Raw genomic sequence first — 20,696 nt, forward strand, 5'->3', positions numbered from 1 at the left:
TGGCTTGGTGCGGTCGTTGGGGGGATGCCTCATCCCGGCTGTCCGGGTACCGTCCATCCTCGGATCCAACGCACGGTAGGCGGCTGGATCCGCTGGGGAGTGAGGTGCGCGAGCGATGCCGTGGTGGTCATGGCGCCCCGGTCCCGCCAACGGCGGTGAGCCGGAAACTCGAAGCGGGATCACAGTGGAGGGCACCGTCCGGGTCGGACCGCCGGCCCCGCGCCAACCGGGAGACGACTGTAAGCCCAACGACCGACCGGTGCTCGCCGAGATCCCGGCGACCGTCGCACCGGTCACGCTGAGCCGGGTCTGCGACGCGCTCGACCTGCTGGACGTGCGCTATCTGGCCGACGGTGACGGCAACCTGCTCGCCATGTGGGAGCGGCACGCCGTGCTGGTCACCCTCGAAGGGCCGGAGGACGAGATCCTGGTCATGCGGGCCCGTCCACACGCGACGGTCCCGCCGGACTGGGCCGACCGGGCCTACCGGGTGGTCAACGAGTGGAACCACACCCGCCGGTTCTGCAAGGCGTACGTGGGCGATCCGACCGAACGTGGTCAGTTGCCCATCTACGCGGAACTGCAGGTGCCGATGGGCGCCGGGGCGCACGACGCGCTCCTGGTCGAGATGCTCGACTGTGGTGCGGCGGTGGCCACGAGCTTCGTGGACTGGCTGCACGACGAGGGCGCCCTGCTCTGAACTCCGAGTCGCCCACCCGGCGGTCCTGCGCCCCCGGGCGGCGGCTCGGCCGGGTCCCGGTCGGCCTCGGTCGGGCCCGGGTCGGCCTTGGTCGGGCCCGGGCCGCCCTGGGCCTGTCCTGTGTGCGGCCGGGGGCGGTGCGGCGAATGGCCTGACGCGGTGCGGTGTGCCGTGACGGCGTGACCGCCACGCCCCGCCGGGGGCGCGGCCGGTGACTCAGGCCGGGTCCTCCATCACGTTGACCATGAAGTAGGCGGCACGCTCCAGGTAGTCCCAGAGCGCGGTGGCGTGCTCCGCCGGCAGGTCGAGCCGGTCGACGGCCCGGCGCATGTGGCGCAGCCAGGCGTCCCGCTCGGCCACCCCGATCCGGAACGGCGCGTGCCGCATCCGCAGCCGAGGGTGTCCCCGCTGCGCGGAGTAGGTGTTCGGACCACCCCAGTACTGCATGAGGAAGAGGGTCATCCGATCGGCCGCCGGGCCCAGGTCCTCCTCGGGATACATCGGGCGCAGCAGCGGGTCGGTGGCGACGCCGGCGTAGAACTCGTCCACCAGCTTGCGGAACGTGGGCTCGCCACCGATGGCGTCGAAGAGAGTCAGCGACGGCTGGGCGCGGTCGGATTCGCCTGCGGGGTTCACCGTTCCATCCTGCCAGGCATTCGGCCGGCGACGGCACGGAGGAGACCGCCGCCGCTCTGTGCGCCGGATCACGGGTGGCGACTCCGGACGGACGGACCTGATCCGGTCGAGATTTCGATCGGCTGCGTCTCAGCCGCGCCGTGCCGGCGGCACTCGCGGCGCCGCCGCCCGGTGGCGGGTGACCCGCGGGCGGGCTCAGGTGACGGCGTGCCGCGTCCGCTCGCCGTCAATGGCGTCGCCGTCCGGTAGGTCCGCCCCCGCTCCGTTGCTCCTGCTGCCCGCAGGGGCGGTCGTGGGCGCCTCGGCGGATCCGGGCCGAGCGCCGGTGTGTCCGCCCGAGGCTGCCGCGACGGCCGCCTGCACCGTCGCGCGACTCGGCCAGCTCAGCGTGGCCACCAGCATCAACACGACGCCGGCTGCGCTCCACAGGCCGACCACGGACGGGAGGTCGAAGCGGTCGGAGAGCGCTCCGGTGACCAGCACCGCCAGCCCCTGGATCACCTGCATTCCAGTGGCCATGACGCCGAAGGCGCGGGCGCGGAAGGCGTCCGGCAGGGCCTGGACGAAGAGTCCGTTCGCGGTCGGCAGCATGCCCGCGACCGCGAAGCCGCAGGCGGCGGCGAGCAGCGCGACCACCACCGGGGAGGGGTCGAGCAGGGCGGGCACCAGAGTCAGCGGGGCGAGCACGGCCAGTGGCCGCATCAGGACCAGTCGGCGGGCCGGGCCGAAGGCGCGCCCGATCAGCAGCCCGCCGAGGACGAAACCCACCGGATTGGCCGCCATGATGACCGCCTGTGCCAGACCCCGGTCCAGGTCGCCGCTGGATCGGTCCGCCCACACCACGGCCAGGCCCTCAGGCACGATCGAGAAGAGCATGGAGCTGAAGACCAGCACCGCGATCGCCCGGAGCACCGGGGTGCCGAACACGATCTGGAAACCCTCGGCGGTCTCCCGGAGCAGGTGGGTGCGGTCCGTCTCGTGCAGCGCCGCCGATCGCTCGCGGACTCCGAAGCGGACCAGGGCCGCCGAGACGCCGAAGGTGGCCGCGTTGAACAACAGTGCGACGGCCGGGTCGAACTGGGCGATCGCGGCGCCCACCACGTAGCCGACGACCTGGGCCGCCTGACCGGCGCTGGCGTTGAGCGAGAGTCCGAGCACCAGCCGGTCGCCGCTGAGGATCTGTGCCAGCAGCGCGGACTTCGCGGCCTGGCTCGGCGGATTGGCCAGGGTCGCGAGGAAGAGCAGCGTCAGGACAAGGTAGATCGGCAGGTTCGGGATGGCGATGAGCAGCATCAGCACCATCCGGATGAGGTCGCACACCACCATCACCCGTCGGTACGGGTGCCGCTCCGCCAGCGCGGCGAGTAGCGGGCCGCCGACCAGCCAGGGCAGGAAGCTGACCGCGAAGGCGGCGGCGGAGAGTACGACCGACTCGGTCTCGTGGTAGACCAGCACGGTGACCGCGGCCTTGGCGAGGTAGTCGCCGATCCACGAAAGTACGCCCGCCGTGAAGACCGCCCCGTACTCCCGTTGGGCGAAGACCTCGCGGAAGGTCGCCGGCCCCTCCGGAGAGGGTCGCTCGTCGGTCACCGTCGCCTCCATCGTTCCCGAGGAGGCAGGCCACTGGTGACCGCCGGCTCAAGAACTCTCGTCAGATCTGCGGATCAGCGAGGACGTAGCACGCTTCTGGCGGGAAAACGTGCCCCGGATTCTGCCCGATAGTCTGACAACTGGCTAGGGCGAACGGATAGATCGTCGCATCTCCGACTGAACGAACGGACGATACCTGAGGGGCCGGGCGGCTCGCGACCCCTCCATCGATGGATGGTCGAGAAAATCTCAGGTCGCGCCGCTCCGGCCGGTCTCCCCCTCGGCCGCCGGCCGGCCCGGGGCGCCGGGGAACAGGCGCGCGGCGGCGATCTGCGCGGTGATCCCGGAGCTCTCCAGTGCCTCGGCGAGCCGGCGGCGCAGCTCCCGGCCGACCGCGAACTGGCCGTCCGCGCTCGTCTTCACCACCGTCCGGATCACCGCGCCCTCCATGGTCATCTGCTCCACGCCGAGCACCTCGGGCGGCTCGACGATCATCGGAGAGAGCTCCGGGTCCACCGCGATGGAGGCGGCAGCGGTGCGCAGTACCGCGGTGGCCTCCTCCGTACCGGCGAAGCCGATCGGCAGGTCGACCACGACGAGCGCCCAGCCCTGGCTCTTGTTGCCGACCCGGACGATCTCGCCGTTGCGGATGTACCAGAGCACCCCGCGCCCGTCCCGGACCGTGGTGACCCGCAGCCCGACCGACTCGACCACGCCGGTCGCCTCGCCCAGGTCGACGTTGTCGCCGACGCCGTACTGGTCCTCGATCAACATGAACAGGCCGGCCAGTAGGTCCTTGACCAGGCTCTGCGCGCCGAAACCCAGCGCCACACCGGCGATCCCGGCGCTGGCCAGCAGCGGGGCCAGGTCGAAGCTGAACTCGCGCAGGATCATCAGCAGTGCGATGCCGAAGACGAACGCGGTGGTCAGGCTGCGCAGCACGGAGCCGATCGCCTGGGCCCGTTGCCGGCGCCGTTCCGGCACGAACTCCCCGGGCTCGGTCGCGGCCGTCGGTACCCGCTCACGCAGCGGCCGCAACATGGCCGGCACGCCGGCGTCACTGGTGGTGCGGACCAGCCGGCTGATCGTGCGGTGCACCGCCCAGCGGGCGACCACGGCGAGCAGCACGATCAGGATGACCCGCAGCGGCTTGACGAGGATCCAGTAGCTGCCCTCGGCGAGCCAGGACCAGTGGGTCGCCCGCCAGACGGCGTTGCACAACGCCTCGTTCAGGCACTCCGGGCTGGGTGTGTCGTCCGGGAGGGCGGCGGCGAGGGCCCTGAGGGCGGAGGCAGTCACGGTGAATTCGTACCGCAATCCGTCGGCGGGACCGTGGCCGACCCACCGCCGGGTGACGCCGGGGACGTGGTTGCGTCGATCGTCCGGTTGGCGGGCGGCGACGAGGCCGGGTACGCCGAAGCAGGCCCCCGTCCGGCCGGGGGCGAAACCGGTCATCCTGCCACGTCCGGAGAATGCTTCACGAGGGACCCCGGATTAGTACGTGCAATCCGGGGTCCGATCAGGGACGATTGGCGCAACGGACGTCGGTGATCCGGCCGGCGTCGACCGTGGTGGCTGCGCGCCCGTCCGCGGTCGGCGGCGTGCAGAAGGTGGCCGCTGAACCGGGAGGGTGAGCGCGATGCCTGACATACGACCCACGGTGGGCTCCGGTGCGCTGGTCCTCAATGCCACTTACGAGCCGCTGTGTGTCGTGTCGGTGCGTCGTGCCGCGATCCTCGTCCTGTCCGCGAAGGCGGTCTGCGTCGCCGATGGTGACGGCATCCTGCACAGCGCCCGGGAGGCCCTCCCGGTGCCGTCGGTGGTCCGGTTGACCCGGTATGTGCGGGTGCCCTACCGCACCCACGTCGGGCTGTCCCGCCGGGCGATCTTCGCTCGCGACGGCTGGCGTTGCGCCTACTGCTGCGGGCCGGCGGAGACCATCGACCACGTCTTCCCCCGGAGCCGAGGTGGCCGGCACGCCTGGGACAACGTGGTGGCCGCCTGCGCCCGGTGCAACCACACGAAGGGCGACAAGACTCCGGCCGAGTTGGGTTGGCGGCTGAACTCGGCGCCCGCGGCACCGAAAGGGACCGCCTGGCGGGTGCTCGGCCACCGTGCGCCCGACCCACGCTGGGCTGACTGGCTCGACCTGCGCGAGCCCGAGGCGGCCTGAGCCGCCGCGCGTCACCGGTGTGCCTTCACCAGCGACGCGAAGACCACCACGTTGTCCGCGTAGCCGGTCGCCCCACCGACCCACCGGCCACCGCAGGTGATGAGACGCAGGTTCGGGCGGCTGAAGTCGCGGAAGACCTCGTCCACCGGCAGCTCGTTCTTGTCGAACCGCTGCACCGAGTTCACCTCGAAGACCGCCACGGTGCCGTCCTCCCGGGTCACCTCCACCCGGTCGCCGGCCCGCAGGTCCTTCAGGTGGTGGAACACCGCCGGCCCGCTGGTGGTGTCCACGTGCCCGACGATCACCGCCGGACCGTACTGGCCTGGGGTGGGGCCCTGGTCGTACCAGCCGGCCTCCTGGGCCCGGCTGGTTTCCGGCACGCCGATGCTGCCGTCCGGGGCGATCCCCACGTTGTGCACCGGGGCGCGCAGGTCGATCGTGCTGATCGAGAGTTCCGCCGGTGGGCTCGCCGGGAGTACCGGGAACTTCTTCGGCGGCGGGCGCAGACCCGCGCTGAGCTGGTCCGGAAGAACGCTTAGCCCGGTCACCCGTTCCACCCCGAGCATCGCGACGATCAGCACCATCAGCGCGGCGACGAGCATCACCGGAAGTCCCGGCCCGCCGGCCACCCCGAGCCGGTGTCGCGTTCGCGGGCGTCCGGGCGGGGCCGGCAGCGGCGCGGTCCCAGAATCGGCGGTGGCGACTCCGGCGGAGAGCGTGTGCCGGGCGACCCGGCCAAGTCGGCGTGAGGCCCGGACCGTCAGCCGGCTGGACGCGCGCAGCGCCGACCGGGTGGCCGTCCGGAACGTGTTCCGATCCGGCCGCCTCCGCCCTGCCGTTGAGCGGGCCATGGTGCCCCCGGATCAGGAACCGGCTCCGCGACGGCGGCTGCCCAGCATGCCCAGGGCCACCGCGACGCCGGCCGCGGCCAGACCGCCGATGAGCAGCATCGTGCCGGTACGCCCGCCCGTGGCGGTGCCCCCACCGCCGGTGGCCGGGCCCTTGCTCGGTTGGGCCATGTTCAGCACGGTGAGCATGGCGGACGCCGTGTTCCCGTTCGGGCAGCGCAGATTGACCGGGTAGTCACCGGGCTGCTTGTCCCGTGGCACGGTGGCCGAGCCGGTCAGGAACCCGTTGTCCGGTCGTACCGTCACTCGTCCGAACGCGTCCGACTCGACCTGCGCCTGCCGGTTGTTGTTGTCGCAACTGGCCCGGATCTGCACCCGTTCGCCGGCCTGGACGCTGTTCGGCGTGACCTCGACGAACACGTTCTCGCCCGCCCGCGCGGGCGCGGCGCCGACCAGGACGAACGCCGCGATCAGCGCGAACGCCCCGAGCAGCCTGCTGATGGTCGACGGGGCGGGAACCACACCACCGTCCGGTCGCTGACCCCGCATGATCCTCCCTCCCGGCACCGGTGCACCGGTCCTGCTGGGTCGACCCGCGGTGCTTTCCCTCTGGTCTGCCGGCAAACCCGGGGCGGATCGGACGGGACGTCCGGCGACCGTGCGGTGACGAGCCCGGTCAGCGGCGGCGGAGGTCGGCCTCCGGTCCGGCCGGTCCGGGCAGCGGGGTGATCGGGTGCCAGTCCAGCGGGGTGGAGAGGATCATCGTGCTGGAGGGCTGGCCGTGCGGGGCGAGCCGGTCGATCACGCGCTCGAACTCGACGATCGAACCGGCCGCCACCCGCAGGACGCAGCAGGCGTCTCCGGTGATGCGGTGGATCTCCAGGATCTCCGGCCACCCGGCGACCTGTTCGTTGTTGAGGATGCAACGCGGCCCGTAGCAATTCATCTGGATGAGCGCGCCCACGGTGCGTCCGGCCCGGCGCAGGTCGACGTGCGCGTGGTAGCCAGTGATCACCCCCGACTCCTCCAGCCGACGCACCCGCTCGGCAACCGCGGGCGGCGAGAGGTGCACACGGCGGGAGAGTTCGCTGAAGGAGAGGCGCGCATCGGCCTGCAACTCCCGTAGCAGCGTCCAGTCCATGTCGTCCATTGGCCGATCTTACGTTCCTGAATCGGAAGGGCCCTCATGCCTTTCGTTCGAGAGGCGGACTCTCGGAAGTGCCGTCAATCAGGCATTCCATCGGGCGAACCACCCGCGACATCATGTTGTGAATCCGGTTCGAAGGAGACGACAGGTGGAGCAGATGGAGCTGCGGAGCCCGACGCTGACCTCGGCGGTACGCCCGGTCACGCCGCAGCAGCGGGCGGCCAAGGCGGCACATACCGGCGGCAAGCCGACTCTGGAGTTCGCCGGCCGGGTGCCCTACGACGTGTACACCCACGCGAGCACCCTGCACCAGTTGCAACAACCGCTCAGCGACGACCCGGGCGAGATGTCCTTCCTCATGGTCACCCAGATCATGGAGCTCTACTTCGGGCTGACCCGCTACGAGCTGCTCCAGGCCCAGGCGATGATCCGCGCCGACCAGGTGTGGGACGCGCTCGCGCCGCTACGCCGGGCCGGCCTGCACCTGGAGGCGCTCAACGCGGCCTGGCGCGGGCTGCGCTGGATGACGCCCGCCGACTTCAACCGGTTCCGCGATCTGCTCGGCGAGGCGTCCGGCTTCCAGTCCGCCATGTACCGGCAGCTGGAGTTCCTGCTCGGCCTCCGGGACCCGGCGCTGATCCGGCCGTTCCGCCGGCACCCGGACGTCTACGACGAGCTGCGCGAGACCCTCGCCGTGCCGAGCCTCTGGGACGACGTTGTCGCGCTGCTCGCCCGGCACGGCTTCGACGTCCCCGCCGAGGTGCTCGACCGGGACGTCAGCGTCGAGCACGAGACGCACCCGCAGATCGAGTCGGCCTGGGTGGCGATCTACGCCGACAACGCGCCGGACAACCACCTCCGGATGCTCGGCGAGGCGCTCACCGAGGTGGCCGACCAGTTCGGCGAGTGGCGCTGGCAGCACGTCAAGGCCGTGCAGCGGACGATGGGCGCCAAGGTCGGCAGTGGCGGCTCCGCCGGATTGGCGTGGCTGCAGCGCAGCATGGCCCGGGTGGTCTTCCCCGAGCTGTGGTCGGCCCGCACCAGCATGTGAACGAGAGCAGAGAAAGTAACCGAATGAACGCCCCTCACTCCGTCCCACCCCGGATCACCGCGCCGGAGGACGAGGCCCGTCAGCTCGACGCCACCGATCCCGGGCACCGCCACCTGTTCCACGTTCCTCCCGCCGACGGTGGTCGCTACCCGGAGGCCGCCTACCTGGCCGGGAACTCGCTCGGACTGCAGCCGCGAGCCACCCGCGAGGAGCTCCTCGCCGACCTGGACGCCTGGTGTCAGCTCGGCGTCGAGGGGCACCTGGAGGCGCAGCGGCCCTGGCTGCCGTACCACGAACTGCTCACCGAACCGGCCGCGCGACTGGTCGGCGCCCGGCCGGCGGAGACCGTGGTGATGAACTCGCTCACGGTCAACCTGCACCTGCTGATGGTCAGCTTCTACCGACCGGCCGGGCTACGTACCCGGATCGTCATCGAGGACAGCGCCTTCCCGTCGGACAGCTACGCCGTACGCAGCCAGGCCCGGTTCCACGGGCTCGACCCGGACGAGACGGTGGTCCGGCTGCGGCCCCGTCCCGGTGAGGACACCCTGCGCACCGAGGACGTGACCGACTACCTGGCCACGGCGGGCGACCGGGTGGCGCTGGTGCTGCTGGGCGGCGTCAACTACCTCACCGGCGAGCTGCTGGACATCCCGGCGATCACCACGGCCGGCCGGGCCGCCGGCGCGATCGTCGGCTGGGACCTCGCGCACGCCGCCGGCAACGTGCCGCTGCACCTGCACGACTGGGGGGTGGACTTCGCCGCCTGGTGCTCGTACAAGTACCTGAACTCCGGGCCGGGCGCGTTGGCCGGGGCATTCGTGCACGAGCGGCACCTCGGCGACCCGACGTTGCCCCGCTTCGAGGGCTGGTGGAGCACCGACGCCGCGACCCGGTTCGAGATGACCCCGGTGTCCCGGCCACCGGCCACCGTCGAGGCGTGGCAGGTCTCCAACCCGCCGATCTTCTCGATGGGGCCGGTCCGCACCTCGCTCGAACTCTTCGACACCGTCGGCATGCCGGCGCTGCGCGAGCGGAGCCTGCACCTCACCGGATACCTGCAACGGCTGCTCGACGAGGTGAGCGCCGACCGGCCGCTGACCGTGGTCACCCCGCGCGATCCGCAGCGGCGCGGGTGCCAGCTGTCGGTACGTATCGCCGCAGGCAGCGCAGCGGAGCTCAGCAAGCGGTTGCGCCACGAGCACGGCGTGATCGCCGACGCGCGGGAGCCGGACATCGTCCGGTTCGCCCCGGTCCCGCTCTACTCCACGTACCACGACTGCTGGCGGGTCGCCGACGCGCTGGCCGCGACCGTTGCGGAGGTGACCCGATGAGCCCGGAACACGACGAGATCGCGGTGGTCGGCGCGGGGCTGGCCGGCTGCCTGCTGGCCTGCTTCCTGGCCCAGCGCGGCCACCAGGTGGCGCTCTACGAGCGGCGGCCCGATCCGCGTACCGGCCGGGTCGAGCGCGGCCGTTCGATCAACCTGGCCCTCTCCGAGCGCGGCCTGGACGCGCTGCGCCGGATCGGCCTCGACGAGCAGGTGATGACCGACGCCCTGCCGATGCGTGGCCGGATGATCCACCCGGTGGCGGGCGAACCGCAGTTCCAGTCCTACAGCGCCTCCGGGGATCGGGCGATCAACTCGATCAGCCGGGGCGCGTTGAACAACGCCCTGCTCGACGCGGCCACCGCGCTGCCCGGCGTACGGGTCGCCTTCGACCACCGGCTGGTCGGCCTGGACCCGGCAACCGGCGAGATGACGTTCGAGACCCCACAGGGCAAGGTGACGGCGAATGCCCGGGTGGTCCTCGGCACCGACGGCGCCGGATCGGCCGTACGGGGTCAGCTGCTCGCCAACGGGCTGCTCGAGGAGAGCCTGGACTTCCTCGACTACGGCTACAAGGAGTTGACCATCCCGCCGATGGGAGGCGACTTCGCGCTGGATCCGGACGCCCTGCACATCTGGCCGCGCGGCACCTCGATGATGATCGCGCTGCCGAACCCGGACCGCTCCTTCACCTGCACGCTCTTCTGGCCGACGCACGGCACGTCGGCCTTCGCCTCGCTGGGCAGCCCGGCGGCGATCGAGCGGCACTTCGCCGAGCACTACCCGGACCTGATCCCCCTCGCGCCGAACCTCGTGGACGACTACCAGCACAACCCGGTAGGTGTCCTCGGCACGGTTCGCTGCACGCCGTGGCAGGCCACCGGGAGGGTGGGCCTGCTCGGCGACGCGGCGCACGCCATCGTGCCGTTCTACGGCCAGGGCGCGAACTGCGCGTTCGAGGACGTGGTCGAGCTGGACCGTTGCCTGGACGAGTGCGGCGACGACTGGACGGCCGCGTTGCCGCTGTTCCAGCAGCGCCGGCAGGACGACACCGAGGCGATCGCCCGGATGGCGCTGGCGAACTTCGTGGAGATGCGGGACAAGGTCGCCTCGCCGCTGTTCCAGCTCGGCCGCAAGGTCGAGCACGCGTTGGAGCGGGCGCTGCCGGGCCGGTACGTCTCCCGCTACGAGTTGGTTTCCTTCTCCACCACCCCGTACGCCGAGGTGGTCCGTCGGGTGCGCCGGCAACATCAGGCGCTCGGTGTGGTCGCCGCGGGCGCGGCGGCCCTGCTGGTCGGTGCCGTCGGCGCGGCGCTCGGCCGAGGGAGGCGTCGATGACCGTCATGTGGGATCCCCGGCTGATGACCGGGCGGGCACCGGACGGGCCGGGTTTGCTACGCAACTTCGTCGCCGGTGAGTTCGTCGACTCGGGGCGGCGCTTCACCAAGGCCAGCCCGGTCACCGGCGACCCGGTGTTCGAGGTGGCGGAGGCGGACGCGTCCTGTGTGGACGACGCGGTGACCGCCGCGCGGGCGGCGCTGCGAGGCCCCTGGGGCCGAATGGGCGAGCGGGAGCGCGCGGAGGTGCTGCGCCGGGTCGCCGACGAGTTGGAGCGCCGCTTCGACGACCTGGTCACCGCCGAGGTGGCCGACACCGGAAAGTCCATCTCGCAGGCCCGTACGCTCGACATCCCGCGCGGGGCCGCGAACTTCCGGGCCTTCGCCGAGATCGTCGCGACCGCGCCCACCGAGTCGTTCACCACCGTCACCCCCACCGGTGGGCGCGCGCTCAACTACGCGGTACGCAAACCGGTCGGCGTGGTGGCCGTCATCGTGCCGTGGAACCTGCCGCTGCTGCTGCTCACCTGGAAGGTGGCGCCGGCCCTGGCCTGCGGCAACACGGTGGTGGTGAAGCCCAGTGAGGAGACCCCTGCCTCGGCGACGCTACTCGCGGAGGTGATGGCCGCGGCGGGCGTACCGGCGGGGGTGTTCAACCTGGTGCACGGTTTCGGGCCGGACTCTGCGGGAGAGCACCTCACCCGGCACCCTGGAGTCGACGCGATCACGTTCACCGGTGAATCGGCCACCGGCAGCGCCATCATGCGCGCCGCCGCTGACGGGGTGAAGGCGGTCAGCTTCGAGCTCGGTGGCAAGAACGCCGGGCTGGTCTTCGCCGACGCCGACTTGGACGCGGCGGTCGCCGGCTCGGTGCGTTCCAGCTTCACCAACGGCGGGCAGGTCTGCCTCTGCACCGAACGCATCTACGTGCAGCGGCCGGTCTTCGAGGAGTTCACCGCACGGCTCGCGAAGCGGGCGGGCGAACTGGCGTACGGCTGGCCGACCGACGAGGCCACCGCCACCATGCCGCTGATCTCGCACGGGCACCGCACCAAGGTGCTCGGCCACTACGACCTGGCCCGCGCCGAGGGCGCGCAGGTGCTCGCCGGGGGTGGCACACCGCGCTTCGGGGACGCCCGCGACGGCGGGGCGTACGTGCAGCCGACGGTGCTGATTGGGCTGAGCCCGGACGCCCGGACGAACCGCGAGGAGATCTTCGGGCCGGTCGTGCACGTGGCGGCGTTCGACGACGAGGAGGAGGCGTACGCGCTGGCCAACGGTACCGACTACGGCCTCGCGGCGACGGTGTGGACGCGGGACGTGGGCCGGGCGCACCGCGCCGGCGCCCGGCTCGACGCCGGCATCGTCTGGGTGAACACGTGGTACCTGCGCGACCTGCGCACCCCGTTCGGCGGTGTGAAGGCGTCCGGCATCGGCCGCGAGGGCGGCATCCACTCGCTGGACTTCTACTCCGAACTCACCAACGTCTGCGTGGACCTGGCATGAGCGGGCAGGCCATCCGGTTCCTCCGCGGGGAACCGCGAGCGGGCGCCCCGGGCAGGATTCACTTCGGCGCCACCGTACGGATCGAGGAGCAGGCATGACCTTCGACATCGAAGCGGCGAGCCGTGAACTCGTGCGTGCCCACCAGGAGGGCAAGCCGTGCCCGCCGCTGCGGGGACGGCTGCTGCCCGAGGGGGACATCGAGTCGGCCTACCAGGTGCAGCAGGTGTACACCCGGCAGCGGCTCGGCGAGGGGCACCGCCGGGTGGGGGCGAAGATCGGGCTCACCTCTCGCGCGGTGCAGGAGAGCTTCGGCGTCTTCCAGCCGGACTTCGGGGTGCTCTTCGACGACATGGCGGTCCCGGACGGCGTCGAGGTGCCGATGGGACGGCTGCTCCAGCCCCGGGTGGAGGCGGAGGTCGCCTTCGTGCTCGGGGCCGACCTGCCCGACGAGCGGATCACCACCGCCGACGTGATCCGCGCGGTCGATCATCTGCTGCCGGCCATCGAGATCGTCGCCTCCCGGATCGCCGGCTGGGACATCTCCATCGTCGACACGGTGGCCGACAACGCCTCGAGCGGGCTCTTCGTGCTCGGCGCCACGCCGCGTCGTCTCTCCGACGTGGACCTGCGGCTCTGCGGCATGGTCCTGGAGCAGGCGGGGGAGCCGGTCTCGGTCGGCGCGGGGGCGGCCTGCCTGGGCAATCCGCTGCACGCGCTGGAGTGGCTCGCACGCACCGTGGCCCGTTCGGGCGACCCGCTGCGCGCCGGCGACGTGGTGCTCTCCGGAGCGCTCGGCCCGATGGTGCCGGTCACGCCCGGTGCCGCCTACGAGGCGCGGATCTCCGGCCTCGGCTCGGTACGCACCTGCTTCACAAAGGACGGTGACCGGTGAGTGAGCTTTTGAGCCCCGCGGTCGTGAACGGAAGGTTGGCGCGATGAGTGTCGGGGTGGCGGTGATCGGCTCCGGCAACATCGGGACCGATTTGATGATCAAGGTGCTGCGGCTGTGTGACAGCCTGCGCATGGTGGCGATGGCCGGCATCGACCCGGAGTCCGACGGCCTGGCCCGGGCAGGCAGGCTCGGTGTGGCCACCACCGCTGGTGGGGTGGACGGGCTGGTCGCGATGCCGGAGTTCGCCGACGTCGAGGTCGTCTTCGACGCCACCTCGGCCGGCGCGCACCGGCGCAACGACGCGGTGCTGGCCGCGCACGGGCGTACCGTCATCGATCTGACCCCGGCCGCGATCGGCCCGTACGTGGTGCCGCCCGTCAACCTCGACGAGCACCTGCACGAACGCAACCTCAACATGGTCACCTGCGGCGGGCAGGCCACCGTGCCGATCGTCGCGGCGGTGGGCCGGGTGACGCCGGTGGCGTACGGCGAGATCGTCGCCTCGATCTCCTCGAGGTCGGCCGGCCCGGGCACGCGGGCGAACATCGACGAGTTCACCGAGACGACCGCCCGGGCCATCGAGGTGGTCGGCGGTGCCGAGCAGGGCAAGGCCGTCATCGTGCTCAACCCGGCCGATCCGCCCCTGCTGATGCGGGACACGGTCTACTGCCTCTGCGCTGATCCGGAGGCCGACACCGAGGCGATCGCGGCCTCGGTCGTGGAGATGGTGGCGACCGTGCAGGAGTACGTGCCGGGCTACCGGCTCAAGCAGGACGTGCAGTTCGACCGGGTGGACACGTACGTGCCGTCGCTCGGTCGTCACCTGTTCGGCCTGCAGGTATCGGTCTTCCTGGAGGTCTCCGGCGCCGGGCACTACCTGCCCGAGTACGCCGGGAACCTGGACATCATGACCTCGGCGGCGCTACGTACCGCCGAACGGCTGGTGGCCCGGCGCGAAGCCGTGGCCACGGGGGTGGCCGTGAGCGGGGGAAGTGCGGCGGAGCGGGGCTCCGCGGCCATGAACAGTGAGGTGACCGCGTGACCGAGCTGTACATCCAGGACGTGACGTTGCGCGACGGCATGCACGCCATCGCCCACCGGTACACGGTCGACCAGGTGCGCACCATCGCCGCGGCGCTCGACGCGGCCGGTGTGGCCGCCATCGAGGTGGCCCACGGCGACGGGCTCGCCGGTTCCAGCGTCAACTACGGCCACGGCGCGGCCAGCGACGCCGAGTGGATCGCCGCGGCGGCCGAGGCGTTGACGGACGCGAAGCTGACCACTCTGCTGCTGCCCGGCATCGGCACCATCGCCGACCTGAAGGCCGCCCGCGCGCTCGGCGTGACCAGCGTCCGGATCGCCACCCACTGCACCGAGGCGGACATCTCCGCCCAGCACATCTCCTGGGCCCGCGAGAACGGCATGGACGTCTCCGGGTTCCTGATGATGTCGCACATGAACGACCCGGCCGGGCTGGCCGCCCAGGCCAAGCTCATGGAGTCGTACGGTGCGCACTGCGTCTACGTCACCGACTCCGGTGGCCGGCTGCTGATGTCGGACGTGGCCGAGCGGGTCGACGCGTACCGGCAGGTGCTGGAGCCGGAGACGCAGATCGGCATCCACGCGCACCACAACCTGTCGCTCGGCGTGGCGAACAGCGTGACGGCGGTCGAGCACGGCCGGATCACCGGGTCCGGGCCGGCCGGGCCCGACGCGTCGTACGGGCGGACCGTCCGGGTGGACGCCTCACTCGCCGGCATGGGCGCCGGCGCCGGCAACGCCCCGCTGGAGGTCTTCGTCGCGGTGGCCGAGCTGCACGGCTGGAAGCACGGCTGCGACGTGTTCGCGTTGATGGACGCGGCGGACGACCTGGTCCGGCCGTTGCAGGACCGGCCGGTGCAGGTGGACCGGGAGACGCTCTCGCTCGGGTACGCCGGCGTCTACTCGAGCTTCCTGCGCCATGCCGAGCGTGCCTCGGCGAAGTACGGGGTGGACGTCCGCTCCATCCTCGTGGAGCTGGGCAGGCGCCGGATGGTCGGCGGCCAGGAGGACATGATCGTCGACGTGGCACTGGACCTCGCCGGCCGGGAGGGCAAGTGAACGCGAGGAACGAACCACGCCGGCGGGCCGTACGGACGAAGGGTGAGTCAGCATGATCGGTCCGGACGTCGCGCGGATCGCCGAGCGGCTCGGCCTCGCCGCGGACACCGCCACCGCGATCGGGCAGCTCGCCGCGGAGACGGGTCTCGACGTCGACGCCGCGTACGCGGTGCAGACGGCGCTACTGCAGCGCCGGCTGGACCGGGGGGAGCGACTCGTCGGGCTCAAGATGGGGCTCACCAGCCGGGCGAAGATGGCCCAGGTCGGCGTGGACGAGGTGATCTGGGGCCGGCTCACCGACGTCATGCGGGTGCCCGACGGCGGCACGGTCGACACCGGGGCATACATCCACCCGCGAGTGGAGCCGGAGGTGGCGTTCCTGCTGGACCGCCTTCCCGAGCCGGGCGAGCCGATCGGCGAGTTCACCGACGCGGTCCGTGCGGTCGCGCCGGCGATCGAGCTGATCGACTCCCGGTACGCCGACTTCACGTTCTCGCTGCCCGACGTCGTCGCCGACAACACGTCGGCCGCGGCTTTCGTGGTCGGCCCCTGGTCGCCGGTGCCGGACGGGTTGGAGAACCTGGGCGTGCTGCTGGAGATCGACGGTCGGGTGGCGCAGGTCGGTTCGACCGCGGCGATCCTCGGCGACCCGCGCCGTGCCCTCGACGAGGGGATCCGGCTGGCCGGCCGGCACGGTGTGCGGCTGCGCGAGGGCTGGCTGTTCCTCGCCGGCGCCGCGACCGCCGCCGTGCCGTTGCGTCCGGGTGCGCATGTCCGGGCCGTCGTCGAGAAGCTCGGCACCGCCTCGTTGCGGGCCGCCTCATGAGCGGCGGTGCGGCGCGCGTCGTGGCAGGCAAGGCCGTGCCGCGGGGGGCGTTCCCGCACGTCAAGGTCGCGGGTGGCTTCGTCTTCGTCTCCGGTACGTCGTCCCGGCGACCGGACAACACCTTCGCCGGCGTGGCGGTGGACGAGTTCGGCACCACCGACCTGGACATCCGCGCGCAGACACGTGCGGTCATCGAGAACATCGCCGATCTGCTCCGGTCGGTCGGCGCCGAGCTGTCCGACCTGGTCCAGGTGACGTCGTACCTGGTGAACATGAACGACTTCGGCGGCTACAACGAGGTGTGGGCGGAGTACTTCGACGCCACGGGCCCCACCCGGACCACCGTCGCCGTGCACCAGCTGCCCCACCCGCACCTGCTCATCGAGATTCAAGCCGTGGCCCTTCTTCCCTCAGGAGGTCAGTCGTGAGCGACATCGCCGAGCCGTTCAGCTTTCCGGGCTGGATCGCGCAGAACCAGCACCTGCTCAAGCCGCCCGTGGGCAACAAGGAGATGTTCCCCGGCCGGGACGACTTCATCGTGATGGTCGTGGGCGGCCCGAACCAGCGGACCGACTACCACGTCGACCCGTACGAGGAGTTCTTCTACCAGGTCAAGGGCAACATGCACATCAACCTGATGCTCCCGGAGGGGCCGCGTACGGTGCACGTGCGCGAGGGAGAGATGTGGATGTTGCCGCGGAACACCCCGCACTCGCCGCAGCGTCCGGAGGCCGGCTCGATCGGTGTGGTCGTGGAGCGGGTACGCGAGGAGGGCACGCGCGAGAAGTTCCAGTGGTACTGCCAGGAGTGCGGGCACAAGGTGCATGAGGTCGAGTTGCAGGTGCGTGACATCGCCGCCGACCTGCCCCCGGTCTTCCAGGCGTTCTACGTCGACGAGAAGGCGCGTACCTGCGCCGGTTGCGGCGCGCTGCACCCGGGCAAGGGCTGATGCGCGCACCGGTGGTCGACGTGCACACGCACGTCGTGCCGAAGGGCTGGCCGGACCTCGCCGCCGCGTGCGGCGGGTCCGGCTGGCCCTGGCTGCGGATCGACTCCGAGCGCGCCGCCATGATCATGGTGGGGGAGACGGAGTTCCGGCCGGTCGGCGCGGAGTGCTGGGACGCGCCGACCCGACTGGCCGACATGGACGCGGACGGCGTCGACGTGCAGGTCGTCTCGCCCACGCCGGTCTTCTTCAGCTACGACCGGCCGGCCGACCAGGCGGCGAAGGTGGCCCGGATCTTCAACGACCTCACGTTGGAGGTGACCGCCGCCGGCGGCCGACGGCTGGTGCCGTTCTGCCAGGTGCCGTTGCAGGACCCCGACCTCGCCTGCGCCGAGCTGGACCGCTGCCTCGCCGCCGGGCACGTCGGGGTGGAGATCGGCAACCACGTCGGCGACCGGGACCTCGACGACGCCGGGATCGTGCAGTTCCTGACGCACTGCGCCCAGGTGGGCGCCCCCGTCTTCGTGCACCCGTGGGACATGCCGGGCGGGCCTCGACTGGACCGCTGGATGGCCCGTTGGCTGGCCGGCATGCCGGCCGAGACGCACCTGTCGGTGCTGGCGTTGATCCTCGGCGGGGTCTTCGACCGGGTGCCCGACAGCCTGCGGATCTGCTTCGCGCACGGCGGCGGGAGCTTCCCGTTCTGGCTCGGCCGCGCCGACAACGCCTGGCACCGGCGCGGTGACCTGGTGCGCGGGGCCTCCACCGCCCCGCCCAGCACGTACGTCGACAGGTTCTGCGTCGACTCGGTGGTCTTCGAACCGGCGGCGTTGCGGCTGCTGGTCGACACCGTGGGGGAGGACCGGGTGCTGGTCGGCAGCGACTACCCGTACCCGCTGGGCGAGCGACCGGTAGGGCAGGTGGTCCACCGGGCCGACTTCCTCAGCGCCGACCAGCGGCAGAAGCTGCTGTCCGGCAACGCCCTGCGCTTCCTCGGCCGCTAGCCGGCCGGTCGACTCGCGTTCGTGGCCCGCGACGCCCAGGGTCCCGCACCCGCGGCGCCGTCGACGGATCCGAACCGTGCTGCCCGGGCCGCGGGCGGGGTCGGCTCGTCCGGCAGCGGGGGCGCGGTTCGGACAAACGCTTCCGTGTCTTTCGCGCCCGACGGCACGCGGGCGGGCAGGATGAGGACATGGCCGAGCTGCACGACCTGACCGCGTTGGATCAGGCCGCCGCGATCTCCCGTGGCGAGCTGTCCAGCGTGGAGCTGGTGGAGCACCACCTGTCTCGGGTGGCGGCGCTCGGTGACACCGTCGGCGCGTTCGTCACCGTCACCGCCGAGCCGGCCCGGGAGGCGGCCCGGGCCGCCGACGCGGTACCGGTCGACGAGCGCGGGCCGCTGCACGGCGTACCGACCGCCATCAAGGACCTGACGCTGACCGCCGGGGTGCGGACGACCTTCGGCTCGGCCGCCTTCGCCGACTTCGTGCCACCCGTCGACGCCGACGTGGTCCGGTTCATCCGGGCCGCCGGCCTGGTCAGCCTCGGCAAGACCACCACCTCCGAGCTGGGCTGCTCGCTCTACTCGGAGGGTCTGGTGGCGCCTCCGGCGCGCAACCCGTGGGACCTCTCGTACACCGCCGGCGGGTCCAGTGGCGGCGCGGCGTCCGCGGTGGCGGCGGGGCTGGTGCCGGTGGCGCAGGGCTCCGACGGCGGCGGCTCGCTGCGCATCCCTGCCGGGCTGTGCGGGCTGGTCGGTTACAAACCCAGCCGCGGGGTGGTCTCCGGCGGCCCGCTCGGTTTCGGCGCGTTCGGCCTGCCCACCCACGGCCCCATCGGGCGTACGGTCACCGACGTCGCCGCCCTGCTCGACGTGCTGGCGCAGCCGGTGCCGGGCGAGCCCTACCTGTCGCCCGGCCCGCCGCCCGGGGGCTACCTCGCGGCGGCCCGCGCCGCCGCGCCGGGTCGGCTGCGGATCGGGCGGTTCACCGCGCCGATGCTCGCCGAGGAGCCGGCGCACCCCGACTGCGTCGCCGCGGTGGACCGGGCCGCCGAGTTGCTGGCCGCCGCCGGTCACGAGGTGGTCGACGTGCCGCCGCCGCTCGGGCCCACGGCGTGGCCGCTCTTCGAGGTCGTCTGGTACGTACTGGCGCTCTCCCCGGTGCCGCCGGAGCGGGAGAGCGAACTGCTGCCGCTGACCCGGTTCCTGCGCGACCGGGGCGCGGGGGTCTCAGCGGGCATGCTCTCCGCCACGCTCGGCGAACTCCAGGCCCAGGTGCGTCTCGGCGCTCGCCGTACCGCCGGCTGCGACCTGCTGCTCTGCCCCACGCTCGCCGCCCCGCAGGCACCGGTCGGCTGGTTCACCTCCGGCGGTGACCCGGCGACGGATTTCGACCGGCAACGCCGGTTCTCGCCGTACTGCGCCATCTTCAACGTCACGGGAGAGCCGTCCGTCTCGTTGCCGGTAGGGACGACTGGGGCGGGACTACCCGTGGGCATCCTGTTGACCGGTCGGTACGGTGACGACGCGCGGCTGATCGCTACCGCTGCGGAATTGGAGAACTCCAGTGGCGGTTGGGATCGGCACCCCGCGATCTGGCGGGCCGCCGACTCCGCTAACGTGAATGGCAGCGGAGTCGGGCGGTTGACGCCTTGAACCTGTCCACCGACCTTGATGCCTGAGGTCTCTTCTTCCGCCTGGGGGCGTTGGGATTGTCTGTTACCGACACGTTGCTGGTTTTCGTCGGCATCCCGGCGGCAGCCATACTGGTGATCGGCGGCCTGGCGTACGCCGCCAGCCGCGGCAATGGCGGTGGCGGCGGCGCCAAGCGCTACCGGCCGGGCCGGCCCTTCGACTTCACTCCGGTCTGGTTCCTGGGCCGTCCGGAGCAGCTGGCCGACTCGGCCGGCACCGCCCTGGCCGCCGGCGCGCTGGCACCGGCGCTGACCAGCCGAAAGCAGGAGCAGGCCGGCCGTGAGACGCCGGCCGGTGGAACCGGAGGCGCAAGTGACCGTTGGTGAGGCGCAGGTCCGTAGGGGCAACCCACCGGAGGTGCTGGACGGCCCGTTCTCGACTCGGCAGCTGCTGCGCATCGACGAGGCGCTCCGTCTGGCCGACCAGGGCACCGGTCTCGTCTTCTCGGTTTTCGTCGGCGGCCTCGACGAGCCGATCCGGGAGCACGCGGAGCGGCTGCACCGCCAGCTCGCCGAGCCGGACCGTTCGGTGCTGATCGCGGTGTCGCCGAACCAGCGGCGGCTGGAGGTCGTCACCGGCCGGCACGCACGCAAGCGCATCCCGGACACGTACGCCAGGCTCGCCGCGCTCTCCATGGTGGCGGCCTTCGGCCTCGGCGACCTGGCCGGCGGCATCATCAACGGCCTCGACCAGCTCGCCAGCCACGCCGGCAAGGGCTGACCCTCGTACGACGAAGCCCGGTCCGCGTTCGCGCGGACCGGGCTTTTCCGTCGGGTTCCCGCCCTCCGGCGGCTCGAAGAGACGCCGTTCCGGCCGGCCACGCCCGGGTGGGCGCTACTCGTATCCCGGCCGATCGCTTCACCCGATCTTCGCTACGACAACGGCCCGGGGCGGGCGCGGGCTCGAAGCCCACGCCCGC

Annotated in this window: 21 protein-coding genes and 1 pseudogene; 16 read left to right on the forward strand and 6 right to left on the reverse strand. The window is 72.0% G+C overall.

The features are described from left to right. Positions 1 to 115: 115 nt before the first annotated feature. Positions 116 to 700, forward strand: coding sequence for a YbjN domain-containing protein (locus ABZS42_RS29515; RefSeq protein ID WP_355150810.1), 585 nt, complete (start codon positions 116 to 118; stop codon positions 698 to 700). A 216-nt stretch (positions 701 to 916) separates the two neighbouring features. Here ABZS42_RS29515 and ABZS42_RS29520 read toward each other — a convergent pair whose 3' ends face one another. From ABZS42_RS29520 to ABZS42_RS29530, 3 genes are all read right to left on the reverse strand, one after another. Next, positions 917 to 1,336, reverse strand: coding sequence for a globin (locus ABZS42_RS29520; RefSeq protein WP_355150812.1), 420 nt, complete (start codon positions 1,334 to 1,336; stop codon positions 917 to 919). A gap of 195 nt (positions 1,337 to 1,531) precedes the next feature. After that, positions 1,532 to 2,938 (reverse strand): MFS transporter, encoded by a 1,407-nt coding sequence (locus ABZS42_RS29525; protein WP_355150814.1) that lies wholly within the window; start codon positions 2,936 to 2,938, stop codon positions 1,532 to 1,534. A gap of 237 nt (positions 2,939 to 3,175) precedes the next feature. Beyond that, positions 3,176 to 4,243 (reverse strand): mechanosensitive ion channel family protein, encoded by a 1,068-nt coding sequence (locus ABZS42_RS29530; RefSeq protein WP_355150849.1) that lies wholly within the window; start codon positions 4,241 to 4,243, stop codon positions 3,176 to 3,178. 322 nt (positions 4,244 to 4,565) lie between these two features. Here ABZS42_RS29530 and ABZS42_RS29535 point away from each other — a divergent pair, with 322 nt between their 5' ends. Beyond that, positions 4,566 to 5,099, forward strand: a complete 534-nt coding sequence (locus tag ABZS42_RS29535) for an HNH endonuclease (RefSeq protein WP_355150816.1) — start codon at positions 4,566 to 4,568, stop codon at positions 5,097 to 5,099. An 11-nt stretch (positions 5,100 to 5,110) separates the two neighbouring features. On the opposite strand, the gene ABZS42_RS29540 is transcribed toward ABZS42_RS29535, so the two are convergent. The 3 genes from ABZS42_RS29540 to ABZS42_RS29550 all read right to left on the reverse strand — a co-directional run bounded on the left by ABZS42_RS29540 (position 5,111) and on the right by ABZS42_RS29550 (position 7,097). Next, entirely contained in the window at positions 5,111 to 5,950 is an 840-nt protein-coding gene (locus ABZS42_RS29540) for a class F sortase (RefSeq protein ID WP_355150818.1), read from the reverse strand. A gap of 12 nt (positions 5,951 to 5,962) precedes the next feature. Then, a complete protein-coding gene (locus ABZS42_RS29545; RefSeq protein WP_355150820.1) occupies positions 5,963 to 6,496 on the reverse strand; it encodes a hypothetical protein in 534 nt (177 codons plus the stop codon). Between the two features lie 127 nt (positions 6,497 to 6,623). Next, entirely contained in the window at positions 6,624 to 7,097 is a 474-nt protein-coding gene (locus ABZS42_RS29550) for an Lrp/AsnC family transcriptional regulator (protein ID WP_355150822.1), read from the reverse strand. A gap of 145 nt (positions 7,098 to 7,242) precedes the next feature. Between ABZS42_RS29550 and ABZS42_RS29555 the strand changes: the two genes are divergently transcribed. The 14 genes and pseudogenes from ABZS42_RS29555 (at position 7,243) to ABZS42_RS29620 (ending at position 20,497) form a co-directional block, all read left to right on the forward strand. Beyond that, positions 7,243 to 8,145 carry a tryptophan 2,3-dioxygenase family protein gene (locus ABZS42_RS29555; protein WP_355150824.1) on the forward strand — a complete coding sequence of 301 codons (903 nt, stop codon included), beginning with the start codon at positions 7,243 to 7,245 and terminating at the stop codon, positions 8,143 to 8,145. Between the two features lie 23 nt (positions 8,146 to 8,168). Next, positions 8,169 to 9,479: a kynureninase gene (kynU, locus tag ABZS42_RS29560; RefSeq protein WP_355150826.1), complete on the forward strand. Its 1,311-nt coding sequence runs from the start codon at positions 8,169 to 8,171 to the stop codon at positions 9,477 to 9,479. Then, positions 9,476 to 10,813 (forward strand): NAD(P)/FAD-dependent oxidoreductase, encoded by a 1,338-nt coding sequence (locus ABZS42_RS29565; protein WP_355150828.1) that lies wholly within the window; start codon positions 9,476 to 9,478, stop codon positions 10,811 to 10,813. Before kynU ends, ABZS42_RS29565 begins: the two co-directional genes overlap by 4 nt. Positions 10,814 to 10,836: 23 nt before the next feature. Then, positions 10,837 to 12,318, forward strand: a complete 1,482-nt coding sequence (locus ABZS42_RS29570; RefSeq protein ID WP_355150851.1) for a 2-hydroxymuconic semialdehyde dehydrogenase — start codon at positions 10,837 to 10,839, stop codon at positions 12,316 to 12,318. 94 nt (positions 12,319 to 12,412) lie between these two features. After that, positions 12,413 to 13,210: a fumarylacetoacetate hydrolase family protein gene (locus tag ABZS42_RS29575; RefSeq protein ID WP_355150830.1), complete on the forward strand. Its 798-nt coding sequence runs from the start codon at positions 12,413 to 12,415 to the stop codon at positions 13,208 to 13,210. A 43-nt stretch (positions 13,211 to 13,253) separates the two neighbouring features. Then, positions 13,254 to 14,177, forward strand: a pseudogene (locus ABZS42_RS29580) (acetaldehyde dehydrogenase (acetylating)); the annotation flags it as partial. 71 nt (positions 14,178 to 14,248) lie between these two features. Continuing rightward, complete coding sequence (gene dmpG / locus ABZS42_RS29585) at positions 14,249 to 15,310, forward strand: 4-hydroxy-2-oxovalerate aldolase (RefSeq protein ID WP_355150832.1); 1,062 nt, start codon at positions 14,249 to 14,251, stop codon at positions 15,308 to 15,310. 52 nt (positions 15,311 to 15,362) lie between these two features. Then, positions 15,363 to 16,136 (forward strand): fumarylacetoacetate hydrolase family protein, encoded by a 774-nt coding sequence (locus tag ABZS42_RS29590; RefSeq protein WP_355150834.1) that lies wholly within the window; start codon positions 15,363 to 15,365, stop codon positions 16,134 to 16,136. After that, positions 16,133 to 16,564, forward strand: a complete 432-nt coding sequence (locus ABZS42_RS29595; protein ID WP_355150835.1) for a RidA family protein — start codon at positions 16,133 to 16,135, stop codon at positions 16,562 to 16,564. The genes ABZS42_RS29590 and ABZS42_RS29595 overlap by 4 nt, the downstream gene beginning before the upstream one ends. Then, on the forward strand, positions 16,561 to 17,085 hold the full coding sequence (locus ABZS42_RS29600) for a 3-hydroxyanthranilate 3,4-dioxygenase (protein ID WP_355150837.1): 525 nt from the start codon (positions 16,561 to 16,563) through the stop codon (positions 17,083 to 17,085). Before ABZS42_RS29595 ends, ABZS42_RS29600 begins: the two co-directional genes overlap by 4 nt. Continuing rightward, positions 17,085 to 18,086 carry an amidohydrolase family protein gene (locus tag ABZS42_RS29605; protein WP_355150839.1) on the forward strand — a complete coding sequence of 334 codons (1,002 nt, stop codon included), beginning with the start codon at positions 17,085 to 17,087 and terminating at the stop codon, positions 18,084 to 18,086. The genes ABZS42_RS29600 and ABZS42_RS29605 overlap by 1 nt, the downstream gene beginning before the upstream one ends. A gap of 188 nt (positions 18,087 to 18,274) precedes the next feature. Next, complete coding sequence (locus ABZS42_RS29610) at positions 18,275 to 19,738, forward strand: amidase (protein ID WP_355150841.1); 1,464 nt, start codon at positions 18,275 to 18,277, stop codon at positions 19,736 to 19,738. A 74-nt stretch (positions 19,739 to 19,812) separates the two neighbouring features. After that, the gene (locus ABZS42_RS29615; RefSeq protein ID WP_355150853.1) at positions 19,813 to 20,103 is read left to right on the forward strand and encodes a hypothetical protein; all 291 of its coding nucleotides are present in this window, start codon (positions 19,813 to 19,815) and stop codon (positions 20,101 to 20,103) included. Beyond that, positions 20,090 to 20,497 carry a DUF5130 family protein gene (locus ABZS42_RS29620; RefSeq protein ID WP_355150843.1) on the forward strand — a complete coding sequence of 136 codons (408 nt, stop codon included), beginning with the start codon at positions 20,090 to 20,092 and terminating at the stop codon, positions 20,495 to 20,497. The genes ABZS42_RS29615 and ABZS42_RS29620 overlap by 14 nt, the downstream gene beginning before the upstream one ends. Positions 20,498 to 20,696 lie beyond the last annotated feature (199 nt).

The sequence above is a fragment of the Micromonospora sp. NPDC005367 genome (assembly GCF_040606825.1).
In the GTDB taxonomy this organism is placed as follows: Bacteria; Actinomycetota; Actinomycetes; order Mycobacteriales; family Micromonosporaceae; genus Micromonospora.